The 12,888-nt window shown below is 70.8% G+C and carries 10 protein-coding genes; 2 read left to right on the forward strand and 8 right to left on the reverse strand.

What is annotated here, in order from left to right:
• Positions 1-253 precede the first annotated feature (253 nt).
• Positions 254-2,761 (reverse strand): DUF3141 domain-containing protein, encoded by a 2,508-nt coding sequence (locus tag C9F13_RS02175; RefSeq protein WP_108444595.1) that lies wholly within the window; start codon positions 2,759-2,761, stop codon positions 254-256.
• A 271-nt stretch (positions 2,762-3,032) separates the two neighbouring features.
• Here C9F13_RS02175 and C9F13_RS02180 point away from each other — a divergent pair, with 271 nt between their 5' ends.
• Positions 3,033-4,019 carry a LysR family transcriptional regulator gene (locus C9F13_RS02180; RefSeq protein WP_108444596.1) on the forward strand — a complete coding sequence of 329 codons (987 nt, stop codon included), beginning with the start codon at positions 3,033-3,035 and terminating at the stop codon, positions 4,017-4,019.
• Positions 4,020-4,227: 208 nt separating this feature from the next.
• Positions 4,228-5,280 carry a lipoyl synthase gene (gene lipA, locus C9F13_RS02185; RefSeq protein ID WP_108444597.1) on the forward strand — a complete coding sequence of 351 codons (1,053 nt, stop codon included), beginning with the start codon at positions 4,228-4,230 and terminating at the stop codon, positions 5,278-5,280.
• 91 nt (positions 5,281-5,371) lie between these two features.
• On the opposite strand, the gene lipB is transcribed toward lipA, so the two are convergent.
• The 7 genes from lipB to mrdA form a co-directional block, all read right to left on the reverse strand.
• Entirely contained in the window at positions 5,372-6,040 is a 669-nt protein-coding gene (gene lipB / locus C9F13_RS02190) for a lipoyl(octanoyl) transferase LipB (RefSeq protein ID WP_108444598.1), read from the reverse strand.
• Positions 6,040-6,351: a YbeD family protein gene (locus tag C9F13_RS02195; RefSeq protein WP_108444599.1), complete on the reverse strand. Its 312-nt coding sequence runs from the start codon at positions 6,349-6,351 to the stop codon at positions 6,040-6,042. Before C9F13_RS02195 ends, lipB begins: the two co-directional genes overlap by 1 nt.
• A 168-nt stretch (positions 6,352-6,519) precedes the next feature.
• Complete coding sequence (locus tag C9F13_RS02200; protein ID WP_108444600.1) at positions 6,520-7,722, reverse strand: D-alanyl-D-alanine carboxypeptidase family protein; 1,203 nt, start codon at positions 7,720-7,722, stop codon at positions 6,520-6,522.
• A 53-nt stretch (positions 7,723-7,775) separates the two neighbouring features.
• Positions 7,776-8,699: a septal ring lytic transglycosylase RlpA family protein gene (locus C9F13_RS02205; RefSeq protein WP_108444601.1), complete on the reverse strand. Its 924-nt coding sequence runs from the start codon at positions 8,697-8,699 to the stop codon at positions 7,776-7,778.
• Positions 8,696-9,763, reverse strand: coding sequence for a lytic murein transglycosylase B (mltB, locus tag C9F13_RS02210; protein ID WP_108444602.1), 1,068 nt, complete (start codon positions 9,761-9,763; stop codon positions 8,696-8,698). Before mltB ends, C9F13_RS02205 begins: the two co-directional genes overlap by 4 nt.
• A 29-nt stretch (positions 9,764-9,792) precedes the next feature.
• The gene (gene rodA, locus C9F13_RS02215) at positions 9,793-10,953 is read right to left on the reverse strand and encodes a rod shape-determining protein RodA (protein ID WP_108444603.1); all 1,161 of its coding nucleotides are present in this window, start codon (positions 10,951-10,953) and stop codon (positions 9,793-9,795) included.
• A gap of 3 nt (positions 10,954-10,956) precedes the next feature.
• Complete coding sequence (gene mrdA, locus C9F13_RS02220; RefSeq protein WP_108444604.1) at positions 10,957-12,864, reverse strand: penicillin-binding protein 2; 1,908 nt, start codon at positions 12,862-12,864, stop codon at positions 10,957-10,959.
• Between the last annotated feature and the right edge of the window lie 24 nt (positions 12,865-12,888).

Raw genomic sequence — 12,888 nt, forward strand, 5'->3', positions numbered from 1 at the left:
GTGACGGCTCGCGCCAGACGGTATCGACCCGTCCGCTGCGACGGGTGAAAAATGCGCTTACCCTACCCCAGCGATCGGCTTCACGCCAGTCGCCCCCCGGCGGGCGGCTCCTTGAACCTAGACCGCCGGGTCGCGGGACGCCAAGCCGAGAACGTCCGGGCATCAACGACGACGCCCCCGCCGAAGGGCGGGGGCGTGGGGTTCTCGACGCCGGCACAGGGGCCTGACCGGCGTCGCGTTCACGTCATGGCGATCACTTCTTGCCAGAGTTGCGCGAGGTGCGCCGGCGCGGGGCGGCACGGCTCGCCGGCTTGCGCTTGACGCCGGTCGGCGGCGCGGCCGGTTCCGAGGCCGCATCGCCGGCCGGAGCGGCCGCCTTCGGCGCCTCCGGGTCCTGCGATTCGGCGTCCTTCGCCTGTGGCGCCTGAGGCGCCTTGCCGGCCCGGGGCGGCTCGGCGACGGGCAGCGCCTCCATCAGGCCTTCCACCTCGCGGCGGGCGAGCTCTCCGGCCTCGGCCTCGCGGACGAGGCTCGCCTCGGCGTCGCGACGCGCCTCCTGCTCCTGCTCGGGGGCGTGATCGATGGCCTGGTGGAACAGCGCCTTGATACGCTCGAAGCGCTCCGCCGCGTGCTCGCTGAGCTCGCCGCTGGCGGCCAGCACGTGCTCGATATGCGCGAGGTGAGCGTCGATCTCCCCGGCCGCCTGCCCCTTGAGCAGGGTCGGAATCGCCTCCAGAGCCGCTTCGTGATCCTGCTGGAGAGTGAAGAACTGCTCGCGCACCAGGTGCTTGAAGTCGGCCAGCTCCGCGCCCGGCTCGAGCTCGGCCCGGGAGGCGCGCAGCCGCTTGAAGTTGCGCTCGTCGGTGGCCGGGGCACCGCCCAGCACATGGATCACCGAGCGCATGACCGCCTCGTGGCTGCCGCCATCGGTGATCGCGCGATGGACGTCCTCGCGGCGGCGCTCGATGAAGCGGCGATGCTCCGCCTCGGCGCCCGGGCGACGGCGGTGCACGTGGGCGTCACCACCCAGTCCCACCATGGCCTGCAGCAGCGGCTGGCCGTAGAGGTCCAGGAAGAAGCGCTCGCTGGCGCTGTCGCGCAGGTCGCGCCAGGCGTTCAGGCTGCGCGTGACCTGGTCGGAGAGGATGCCCTCCACGGCCCGGAAGACGTTGTCCTCGTGCACCGGATGGCGATCGGCCCGTACCTGGTCGGCCAGCACCGGCACGGCGGTCATCAGCGGGTTGCGGTCGGAGAGCAGCCGATAGCCCAGGCGGTTGGGGTGCATGCGCCGCATCCACTTGGCCGACTCCGGAGTGGCCATCGCCTGCACCCAGGGCTGCAGGAAGGCGCGGTAGAAGCCCAGGTTGATCTCGGAGATGCGCGCCACCGCGGCGAAACGGGTGTCGTCCTCGGGACGATGCTGGACCTCGCGGTCGAGCTCCTCGATGGTGCGCGGCGTGAACTCGAGCAGGTAGTCGCGCTCGATCAGCTCGGCGTCCTCGCGCTCGGCGGCGGACGAGACGGTGGTCTCGTAGAGGCCGGGAGGCAGGACGTCGATGTAGTCCATGTTGGCGGTGAACTCGGCGTGCTCCTTGCGGGACACGCTGCCGGACACGAAGATGCCCAGGTGGCCGGTGGTGTCGTGCACGCAGTAGACGATGGTCTGCTCGTTGGCGATCACGTCCTCGACCCCCTCGTAGAGGTCGCGCACCCAGCCGAGCGCCTGGGGCGGGGGCGTGATGTCGTCGCCGCGGGAGCAGAACACCACCACCGGCGAGCGCACGTTGCGCAGGTCGATGCGCCGCCCGTCGGAGGTCACCAGCTGGGCGGTGGAGAGGCGGTTGCCGATGAAGAGGTTGTCGACGATGTACTGGATCTCGTCGCCGCCCAACACCACGTGGCCGCCCCACCAGCGCTCGAACTCCAGATAGCGATCGGCCTCGGTGTCGACCTGGGCGTAGAGCCGGTACTGCTTGGTCCACCAGGTGTTGGCCGGGTTGAGGCGCTCGAAGTTCTGCACCAGCCAGGCGCCGTCGAAGAGCCCGGCCCCCAGGTCGCTGAACAGCGAGGTCATCCAGCTGCCGCCGGTCAGGCCGCCGGTGTAGCGCATCGGGGCGCCGCCCCGCTCGCCGGCCCAGTAGGAGAGCGGCGAGCCGGCGATCAGCAGCGGCCCGAACAGCTCGGGCTCCAGGGCCGCGGCCATCATGATCTGCCAGCCGGCCTGGCAGTTGCCGACCACCATCGGCTTCTCGGAGGTCTCGGGGTGGCGCTCGATGACGTGGCGCAGGAAGGCGACCTCGGCCTCGACCACGTCCTCGACGGTCTGCCCCGGCACCGGATAGGGCAGAAAGCCGATGAAGTAGCAGGGGTGTCCGGCGCGCAGGGCGACGCCGATCTCGCTGTCGGGCTTGAAGCCGCCGATGCCCGGGCCGTGGCCGGCGCGGGGGTCGACCACCACGAAGGGACGCATCTGCAGGTCGGTCTCCACGCCCTCGGGCGGGACAATGCGCAGCAGCTCGTAGTTGACCGGACGCGCCAGCTCGCGGCCGTCCATCAGCACCTCGGCCTCGAAGCCCAGCACGTTGGGCTTGGTCTTCTCGATGTGCTCGAGGTACTGGTTGCCCCGCCGGCGCATGACGTCCATGAAGAGCACGCTGCGCTCCAGGGTATCGCGCCAGTAGTCGCAGGCCGCGCGTCCGAAACCGAACGGATCCATGAAGGGCAGCGCCTCGGCTGCCGGAGTCGGTATCAGGGGATTCATTATCAGCTCCAGGGTTGCTCGGTGCTCCCGTGCCTGAGGCCCTCGGCACCGATGCATGAAAACGGGCTTTGCTGCATTGCAATATAGCGCATGAGCCCCGCTCCTGCGAGGGGCTTATGGTTGCCAAGGGCCAGGACCGCGCCGGGCATGGGACCAGGACCCGGCACGGCCGGCGGCGGCGCCGGTAGCGATGGCCGGCGGCGCGCGAGCGGTGCTAGCATGTCGCCAGACTCCCAGAGACCCACGGCATGGCGCCGGCGGACAGACCGACATGACCACACCCAAGCTGCTCAACCGCCTGACCTTTCGCCAGCTTCAGGTGTTTCGTGCCGTCTATGACCAGCACTCCTACTCCCGGGCGGCCGAGGCGCTGGGGCTGACCCAGCCCGCGGTGAGCGCCCAGATCCGCCAGCTCGAGCAGGCCCTGGGCCAGCCGCTCTTCAAGTACGCCGGGCGCACCCTGCACCTGCTGCCCGCCGCCGATGCGCTGGCCGCCTCGACCCGCTCGATCTTCGGCCAGGTCTCGCGCCTGCAGATGACCCTCTCCGACATGGCCGGGACGCTCAACGGCGAGCTCAACCTCGCCGCGGTCTCCACCGCCCAGTACGTGGTGCCCCACCTGCTGGCCCGCTTTCGCGCCCACTACCCCGATATCGTGGTGCGCCTGCGGGTCTGCAGCCGGCGCCAGGCGCTGGAGCGGCTCGCCGAGCGGCGCGACGACCTGGTGATCATGGCGCGGGTCCCCGAGGGCGACGAGCTGACCTTCATGCCGATCCTCGAGAGTGAGCTCGTGCCCGTGGTCTGGCCGGGTCACCCGCTGCTGGAGGCCGAACACCCCACCCTGGAGGACTTCGCGCGCCACTACGTACTGATGCGCGAGCCCGGCTCCGGGGTGCGCAGCGCCTTCGAGGAGCAGGCGGCCGAACAGGACGTCTGGCTGCCCCACGCCATCGAGCTGGGCTCCAACGAGGCGGTCAAGCAGGGGGTGATGGCGCAGCTGGGGGTGGCCGTGCTGCCGCGCCTCGCCGTGCGCCTGGAGATCGAGGCAGGACTGCTCGTGCCGCTGGCCCTGCCAGGATTCCCGCTGCGCCACGCCTGGTGCACGGTGCATCCCCGCGACCACTTCCCGACCCCGGTGACCGAGCTGTTCCTGCGGTTCGTGCGCGAGCACCTCGCCGAGCTCCACGAGCACTTCGCCGCGCCCCCGACCCCGCTGCCGAGCCACGGCGTCGACTGCCTGCCGATGACCGTCTATTGAGCGCCCGCGCTTGACCATACCCCCTTGACCCGCCGCCGGGGGCCAGCGCCCCTGGCCCCGCCCGCTGTCCAGAAAGGTGACGGCTGTGGTAGGTTATGGGGCCTGAATCCCCGTACCATTCGACGTGCCAGGCTGACTGGAAACGCCGGTCGACGCGCCCCGAGCGCCGCCCCGGCGAGACAGCCGGCGAGCAGAGAGGCTCACAGCTATGAGCGACACCCCCTCCCCACGCGTCTCCAGCGGCGAAAAGTATCGCAACGACCATGGCACGGCCGCCATCAAGGACGGCATGAAGGTGCGTCGCGAGGTCGAGGAAGGCGGCGTCAGCGGACGCAAGCCGAGCTGGCTGCGCGCCCAGATTCCCGGCGGCGAGCGCTTCGAGGCGGTCAAGAAGAACGTGGCCACCCACCGCTTGAGCACCGTGTGCGCCGAATCCCACTGCCCCAACCAGGGCGAGTGCTGGAGCAACGGCACGGCGACCATCATGCTGATGGGCTCGGTATGCACCCGCGCCTGCCGCTTCTGCGCCGTGGACACCGGCAACCCCAGGGGCTGGCTGGACGCCGAGGAGCCGGAGAACACCGCACGCTCCGTGGAGCTGATGGGGCTGCGCTACATCGTGCTCACCTCGGTGGACCGGGACGACCTGCCCGACGGCGGCGCGGGCCACTACGCGGACTGCATCCGCGCCATCAAGGCCCGCACCCCCGAGGTGGTCGTCGAGGCGCTGACGCCGGACTTCGACGCCGAGCCCGCGGCGATCGAGCGGGTGGTCGACTCCGGGCTCGAGGTCTTCGCCCAGAACGTCGAGACCGTCGAGCGGCTGACCTCGCGGGTCCGCGACCCGCGCGCCGGCTACCGCAAGACCCTCGACGTGCTGGCCCACGCCAAGCGCCACCGCCCCGGGGTCATCACCAAGACCAGCCTGATGCTGGGCCTCGGCGAGACCGACGAGGAGATACTCGCGACCTTCGACGACCTGCGCGAGATCGGCGTCGACATCGTCACCCTCGGCCAGTACCTGCGCCCCACCCGCAACCACCTGCCGGTGGAGCGCTGGGTCACCCCGGAGGAGTTCGAACGCTACCGCGTGCTGGGCCTGGAGAAGGGCTTCATGGAAGTGCCGTCCGGCCCCCTGGTGCGCTCCAGCTACCGGGCCGACCGGGTGTTCGAGAAGAACAACCTGGGCCTCGCCGCCCCCGCCGAAGTGCCGGGCCAGGCGCCGGACCCCAACCGCATCGACGCCGTCAACGTCGGCTGAGCGTCGGCGCCCTCGCCGAGGCGCCCGAACACCAAAGACCCCCACCGCAAACGGTGGGGGTCTTTTGTTGCATCACATGAGCCGCGGACGGCTAGGCGCTGGCGGGGGCGCGCTCGTCGCCCTCGACGAGCTCGCGGCCGAGCTCACGCGCCAGGCAGCGCGCCAACTCCATGCCGACCGCCGTCGCGGGGGGACAGTCGTCGACCAGGTCGGCCAGGCGCGTCATGGCCATGCCGGCGTAGCCGCAGGGGTTGATCCGCGAGAAGGGCGCGAGATCGCCGTCGACGTTGAGCGCCACCCCGTGGAAGCTCGCCCCGCGACGGATCCTGAGCCCCAGGGAGGCGATCTTGGCCTCCCCCACGTAGACGCCCGGCGCATCGGGGCGGGCATGGGCCGTCACGCCGTGCCCGGCCAGCAGCGCGATCACCGCCTGCTCCAGGGCGGTGACCAGGTCGCGCACGCCGAGGCGAGCGCGGCGCACGTCGAGCAGCGGGTAGAGCACCACCTGGCCGGGGCCGTGGTAGGTCACCTGGCCGCCGCGGTCGGTGGCGACCACCGGGATGTCGCCCGGCATCAGCAGGTGCTCGGGCTTGCCGGCCTGGCCCTGGGTGAACACCGGATCGTGCTCCACCAGCCAGAACTGGTCCGGCGTCTCGGCGTCGCGCTCGTCGGTCAGGCTGCGCATGGCCTGCCACACGGGGCCGTAGGGCCGCCGACCGAGGCGGTGCAGCGCGATCGGCGCCGTGCTGTCGAGCGCCATCACACCACCATGTGCACGCGGCCGGTGGCCTTGAGCTCGCCGAACAGCGCCTTGATCTGCACCTCGCCGGTGGCGCGCAGGGTCAGGCGCACCGAGACGAAGCGGCCGTTGCGGCTCGGCACCACCTGGATGCCCTCGGCGTCGAAGTCCGGGTCGTGGCGGACGACGATCTGACAGACCGTCGCCGCGAAGTCGTCGGCGGCATCGCCGACGACCTTGATGGGATAGTCGCAGGGAAAGGTGATCTTCGGCGGCGCATCGCCCGCCCGGGGCGCGGGCTTGCGAAGGTCGCGCAGGGAGTTGTCGCTCATGATCGCGTCCGGATGGAGGGTATGCCCCTATTCTACGCAAGGCGGCGGCGGCGACCAACCGGACAGGCGCCGCCGGGGGCCGGAAACGCCACGGGCCGGCCCGAAGGGGGCCCTGCCCGTGGCGCCTTGCCGCGACGAGCGCGTGGCGGGCGACGTGCGCCCGTCGACTCAGTCGAACCAGCCGCGGGTCAGGTTGGTGAAGAAGCGCTGCACCTGATCGATCAGGCGCTTGAAGAAGCCGCCCTCCTCGATGCTCTCGAGGGCGACCAGCGGCCGCTCGCCGACCACTTCCTCGCCCTGGCGCACCTCCATGGTGCCGACCCGCTCGCCGGCGGCGATCGGCGCAGTCAGGTCGGCCTGGATGTCGAGCTTGGCGGTGAGCTCGTCGTCGCGTGCCCGCGGCACGGTCATGACCACGCTGCTGTCGACGCCGACGCGCAGCTCGTTCTTGTCGCCACCCCACACCTGCGGCGTGTTGAGCACGGCGCCGGCATCATACAGGTTCAGGGTCTCGTAGTAGCGAAAGCCGTAGCTCAGAAGCTTCTGGGACTCCTGGGCCCGCGCCTCCTCGGAGGCCGTGCCCATCACCACCGAGATCAGCCGCATGTCGTCACGCTCGGCGGAGGCGACCAGGCAGTAGCCCGCCTCCTCGGTCCAGCCGGTCTTCAGGCCGTCCACGCTGGCATCGCGCCACAGCAGCCGGTTGCGGTTCGGCTGCTCGATGCCGCCATAGGTGAACTCCTTCTGGCGATACATCCGGTAGTGCTCCGGATAGTCGTTGATGATGTGCTGGGAGAGCAGCGCCAGGTCGTGGGCCGAGGAGTAGTGGTTCTCGTCGGGCAGGCCCGTGGGATTGACGAAGTTGGTGTCGTGCATGCCCAGGCGCGTCGCGTGCTGGTTCATCAGGTCGGCGAAGGGACGTTCGCCGCCGGCCAGGTACTCGGCCATGGCCACGCTGGCGTCGTTGCCCGAGACGATGACGATGCCGTGCAGGAGCTCGCTGACCGGCACCTGCTCGCCGACCTCGATGAACATCTTCGAGCCGCCGGTGCGCCAGGCCTTCTCGCTGACCGGCACCAGGCCGTCCGGGCTGATGTTGCCCTGATTGAGCTCGCGCTCCACCAGGTAGGCGGTCATCAGCTTGGTCAGGCTGGCCGGCGGCAGGCGCTCGCGGGAGTTGTGCTCGGCCAGTATCCGGCCGCTGTCGGCATCCATCAGGATCCACGAGCTGGCGGCCAGCTGCGGCGGCGAGGGAATCATGGTCTGCGGCTTGGGCACCGACTGGGCCGCGGCCTGTGACGCGACCAGCAGCAGGCTGACCAGCAGCGCCGGCAGCAGCCGGTGGCGGCGGAGGAAGAGCGTGAATCTCATGGCAAGGGTTCTCATCGGGTGCATCACAGGGTTATACGCAAGGGGACGCCGACTCAGTCGGCGTCATCGACAATGAAGGCCTGGGCGAAGCCGGCCCGGCGCAAGGCCTCACGGACCGGGGCCACCTGCCCGGAGGGATCCAGCGGGCCGACCTGAACGCGGTGCAGGCCCGTGGCGCTGGCCACGCGCACCGGGCGGGCGATCTCCGCCTCCAGGCGCGCCTGCAGCGCCCGGGCCCCCTCCTCGGACCCCAGGGCGGCCACCTGCAGGAAGACGCCGTCCGCCGGCTCCTGGCGAGCGACCCGGGGCGCGTCGCTTGCCCCCGCGGGACGCGACGTCGCCGCGTCCTCGGTGGGCGCGGGCTCGGGGTCACCGCCACGCCTGGCGAGCCAGCGTTCCACGTCGATCGCCTCCACGCGCACCCGGCCGGTGCCCTGCTCGAGGATGCCCAGGCGCGCGGCCGCGGCATAGGAGAGGTCGATCTCCCGCTCGCTGTGGAAGGGGCCGCGGTCGTTGACCCGCACGATCGCCGAGCGCCCGTTGTCGAGGCTGGTGACCCGGACGAAGCTCGGCAGCGGCAGGGAGCGGTGGGCGGCGCTCATCTTGTACATGTCGTAGATCTCGCCGTTGGAGGTGGCGTAGCCGTGGAACTTCTCGCCGTACCAGGAGGCCCGCCCCTCGCGGCGGTAGCCGCTGGCATCCGCCATCACCTCGTAGCGCTTGCCCCACACCTCGTAGGGGGACTTGTTGCCGCCCCGGGAGCGCGGCTCGCGCTGCGGCACGGCATCGGGCACCTGGGCGACATCCGGGGGATCCTCGGGGTAGGCGTCCCCGGCGAGCGCATAGCGCTCGCCGCCCTGGGTCGAGGCCGAGGCGTTCGAGTCGGCCGGCTCGACGGAGGCGGGCCGCGGGCCGCCGCTGCCGGCACAGCCGGCCAGCAGCGAGGCAAGGCTCAGGATCACCAGGACGCGTCTCATGAGGCCTCCTCGGACTGGGTATCGGCGGCCTCGAGCCAGCCGGGCTTGCGGCCGCGCGCCTCGGCGATCGCCTCGGCCAGCTCCGTCACCGCCATGGCGTAGAGGTGGCTGTGATTGTAGCGGGTGATCACGTAGAAATTGTGCTCGCCGAGCACGTAGCGCCAGCCGCCCTCGCCGTCCTCCAGCGCCACCGGCAGCAGCCGATGCTCGTCGCCCAGCGCGTCCGGCACCGCGAGCCCCGCCTCGGCGAGCCTGGCGGCCGCCACCGCGGGCGGGCGCGCGGCGCGATTGAAGGTGATGCCCTCGGGCGGCGTCGCCGGCCCCTCGACCGCGTGATAGATCGGGGCCTGCGGGCGCCAGCCGTGCTCGGCGAAGTAGTTGGCCACGCTGCCGATGGCGTCCACCGGATTGGTCCAGAGGTCGCGCAGGCCGTCGTCGTCGAAGTCCACCGCGTAGGCGCGGTAGCTCGTGGGGATGAACTGGGGGTAGCCCATGGCCCCGGCGTAGGAGCCGGTCAGGCTGCCCGGCGCGCGCTGCTGCTCGAAGGCGATCGCCAGGAAGGCGGCCAGCTCGCCGCGGAAGAAGTCGCCCCGGCTCGGGTGGTGGAAGGCCAGGGTCGACAGCGAGTCGAGCACGCGATGGCGGCCGGTGACCTCCCCGTAGCGGGTCTCGACGCCGAGGATCGCCGCGATGACCGCCGGCGGCACGCCGAAGTCGGCCTCGGCCCGCGCGAAGGCCTCGGCGTGGGCCTCGATGAAGGCCGCCCCGTTGGCGATGCGCGCCTCGTCGAGGAAGATCGCGCGGTACTCGGGCCAGGTCAGTCGGCGCTCGGCGGCGCCGCTCATGGCGTCGAGCACCGACGGGCGGTACTCGGCCGCCTGCAGGGCATCCTCGAGCCAGTCGCGGTCGATGCCCTGCCCGGCGAGTTCCTCCACCAGCCGGCGCGCCTCGGCGTGGCCCTGGGGATCGAAATCGGCCGCCGGCGAGCCGGCGGCGCCCAGCGCCAGCAGCCCTCCCGCCAGCCAGGCCTTCCAGCGTGTTCCCTGTGGTGACGACACCGTCATCGCAGCTCTCCCTGAGTCGTGTCGGCCGCCTAGCGCGGCAGCAGTCGGCGGTGGGCATTCACGGCCATGAGAATACCGAAACCGGCCATCAAGGTCACGCTGGAGGTCCCGCCATAGCTGACCAGCGGCAGGGGCACGCCGACCACCGGCAGGATGCCGCTGACCATGCCCACGTTGACGAAGACGTAGATGAAGAAGGTCAGGATGATGCTGCCCGCCACCAGCCGGCCGAAGGTCTCCTGGGCGGCTCCGGCGAGCCACAGCCCGCGCCCGACGATCAGCAGGTAGAGCACCAGGAAGGCGAGCATCCCGACGAGCCCGAACTCCTCGCCCAGCACCGCGACGATGAAGTCGGTGTGACGCTCGGGGAGGAACTCCAGCTGAGACTGCGTGCCCTGCAGCCAGCCCTTGCCCCAGAAGCCGCCGCTGCCGATGGCGGTGGTCGACTGGATGATGTTCCAGCCGGCACCCAGCGGGTCGCTCTCCGGGTCGAGGAAGGTCAGCACGCGCTGGCGCTGATAGTCGTGGAGGTTCATCCACAAAAGCGGCAGCGCCGCCGCCGCCAGGGCCCCGCAGAAGAAGATGAAGCGCCAGGAGAGCCCCGCCAGCACCACCACCAGCACCCCCGCCATCGCCACCAGCAAGGAGGTGCCGAGGTCGGGCTGCCGGGCGATCAGCCCCACCGGCAGGCCGATGATCACCGCGCACACGACCAGGTCGCGCCAGCGCGGCGGCAGCACCTGGCGGCTCAGCCAGGCGGCCACCATCATCGGCATGGCGAGCTTCATCAGCTCCGAGGGCTGGAAGCGGATCACGCCGGGAATCACCAGCCAGCGCTGGGCCCCCATGCCCATGTCGCCGATCAGCTCCACGGCCACCAGCATGCCGAGCCCCCCCACGTAGACCAGCGGCGTCCAGCGCAGCAGGGTCGCCGTGGAGAGCTGGGCGAGCCCGACCATCACCACCAGGGCGACGCCGAAGCGGATCGCCTGGGCGGTGACCACCGAGAAGCGCTGGCCGCTGGCGCTGTAGAGCACCACCAGGCCCGCCAGCATCAGCAGCAGCAGCATGCCGAGCAGCCAGGGGTCGAGGTGGATCCGCTCCCACAGGCTGCGGCGCCGGGCGATGCCGCTCAGCGAGGGTTTCACGGGGTGGCTGCGCAGGCCACGCGTCAGTTCGCTCCAGATCATCCGTCAGTCTCCCGCCACGCGATTGTCCTCGCGCTCCAGCGCCTCGCGCACCTCGTCACTGTCCGGGGCCTCATCCTCGAGCAGCCAGGCATCGGTCATCGCCTTGGCCAGGTGGGCGGCATGGGTGCTGCCGCCCCCGGCATTCTCGACGATCACCGCCACGGCGATCTCGGGCTCCTCCACCGGCGCAAAGGCCATGAACAGCGCGTGGTCGCGCAGTCGCTCCTTGAGCTCGTCGGCGTTGTACTTCTCGTTCTGGCCCAGCGAGAAGACCTGGGCGGTGCCGGACTTGCCGGCCATGCGGTACTCGAGGTCGCTGCCGATGCGACGCGCCGTGCCCTCGCGGCCCGAGACGACCTTCTCCATGCCGGCGTAGACGCTGTCCCACCAGGCCTCGTTGCCGAGCTCGATGTCCGGGGGCGTATCGGGCAGCTCGACCGGCAGCTCCCGGTCGCCGATGCGCTGGGCAAGGCGCGGCTTGACCCACTCGCCGCGATTGGCCAGCACCGCCGTGGCGGTGGCGAGCTGCAGCGGCGTGACCTGCAGGTAGCCCTGGCCGATGCCCACCGAGAGCGTCTCGCCGGGGTACCAGGGCTGGTTGAAGCGCCCGCGTTTCCAGGTGCGCGAGGGCATCAGCGCATCGCTCTGCCCCTGGACGTCGTGGGCGACCCGCTCGCCGAAGCCGAAGGCGGTCATGTTCTCGTGGATGAGGTCGATCCCCAGCTCATGGGCCAGGGAATAGAAGTAGGTGTTGTTGGAGACGGCCAGCGCCCGCTCCAGGTCGACCCGGCCATGCCCCCAGCGCAGCCAGTTGCGGTAGCGCCGCGAGTCGTTGGGCAGCTGGAAGTAGCCGGGATCGTAGATCACCTCGCCCGGCGTGATCGCGCCCTCCTTGAGGCCGGTGATGGCCATGAACGGCTTGATGGTCGAGCCCGGCGGATAGTGGCCGCGGATGGCGCGGTTGTAGAGCGGCAGATCCAGGTCCTCCTGCAGCGCCCGATAGGAGGCGACGTCGATGCCGGTGACGAACTGGTTGCTGTCGAAGCCCGGCACCGAGGCCAGGGCGAGGATCTCGCCGGTAGCCGGCGCGATGGCGACGATCGAGCCGCGGCGTCCGTCGAGCAGCTCCACGGCGAGCTTCTGCAGCTCGCTGTCCAGCGTCAGGGTCAGATCGCGACCGGGCACGGGATCGGTATGGCCGAGCTCGCGCAGCACCCGCCCGCGGGCGTTGGTCTCGACCTTGCGCAGCCCCGCCTGGCCGTGCAGCTCGTCCTCGTAGAAGCGCTCCACCCCGCTCTTGCCGATGAAGTGGGTGCCGGCATAGTTGCCCGAATCCAGCCCCGCCAGCTCCTCGGCGTTGATCCGGCCCACGTAGCCCAGGGCGTGCACCATGGTCTCGGCGTCAGGATAGTAGCGCAGCAGCTGGGCCTCGACCTCGACGCCGGGCAGGCGGTGGCGATTGACCGCCAGGCGGGCGATCTGCGCCTCGTCGAGGTCGCTCATCAACAGCGCCGGCTGGAAGGGGCGTTGGCGCTGGCGCGAACGCACCCGGAAGGCCTCGGCCTCCTCCTCGGGCAGCTCCAGCAGTTCCACCAGCAGGGCCAGGGTGGCGTCCAGGTCGTCGACCCGCTCGCGCACCAGGGTCAGGTTGTAGGTGGGTCGGTTCTCGGCCAGCAGCTTGCCGTTGCGATCGTAGATCAGGCCGCGGGTCGGCGGCAGCGGCTCCACCCGCACCCGGTTCTTCTCGGAGCGCGTGCTGTAGACCTCGTGCTGCACCACCTGCAGGTAGAAGAGCCGCCCGCCCAGCAGCCCCGTCAGGACCAGCACCACCAGCACGGCCAGCAGCGATCGCATGCGGAACACGCGCAGCTCCTGTTCCGGATTCTTCAGGGTATCGCGGCGGCGACGCATGCTAGGTAATGCCCTCGAAATGAT

Source organism: Halomonas denitrificans (assembly GCF_003056305.1).
In the GTDB taxonomy this organism is placed as follows: Bacteria; Pseudomonadota; Gammaproteobacteria; order Pseudomonadales; family Halomonadaceae; genus Halomonas; species Halomonas denitrificans.

Bases quoted from the DNA above. Each gene is read 5' to 3' on its own strand.
- C9F13_RS02175 (WP_108444595.1), bottom strand. From the start codon at position 2,761: ATGAATCCCCTGATACCGACTCCGGCAGCCGAGGCGCTGCCCTTCATG.
- C9F13_RS02180 (WP_108444596.1), top strand. From the start codon at position 3,033: ATGACCACACCCAAGCTGCTCAACCGCCTGACCTTTCGCCAGCTTCAG.
- lipA (WP_108444597.1), top strand. From the start codon at position 4,228: ATGAGCGACACCCCCTCCCCACGCGTCTCCAGCGGCGAAAAGTATCGC.
- lipB (WP_108444598.1), bottom strand. From the start codon at position 6,040: ATGGCGCTCGACAGCACGGCGCCGATCGCGCTGCACCGCCTCGGTCGG.
- C9F13_RS02195 (WP_108444599.1), bottom strand. From the start codon at position 6,351: ATGAGCGACAACTCCCTGCGCGACCTTCGCAAGCCCGCGCCCCGGGCG.
- C9F13_RS02200 (WP_108444600.1), bottom strand. From the start codon at position 7,722: ATGAGATTCACGCTCTTCCTCCGCCGCCACCGGCTGCTGCCGGCGCTG.
- C9F13_RS02205 (WP_108444601.1), bottom strand. From the start codon at position 8,699: ATGAGACGCGTCCTGGTGATCCTGAGCCTTGCCTCGCTGCTGGCCGGC.
- mltB (WP_108444602.1), bottom strand. From the start codon at position 9,763: ATGACGGTGTCGTCACCACAGGGAACACGCTGGAAGGCCTGGCTGGCG.
- rodA (WP_108444603.1), bottom strand. From the start codon at position 10,953: ATGATCTGGAGCGAACTGACGCGTGGCCTGCGCAGCCACCCCGTGAAA.
- mrdA (WP_108444604.1), bottom strand. From the start codon at position 12,864: ATGCGTCGCCGCCGCGATACCCTGAAGAATCCGGAACAGGAGCTGCGC.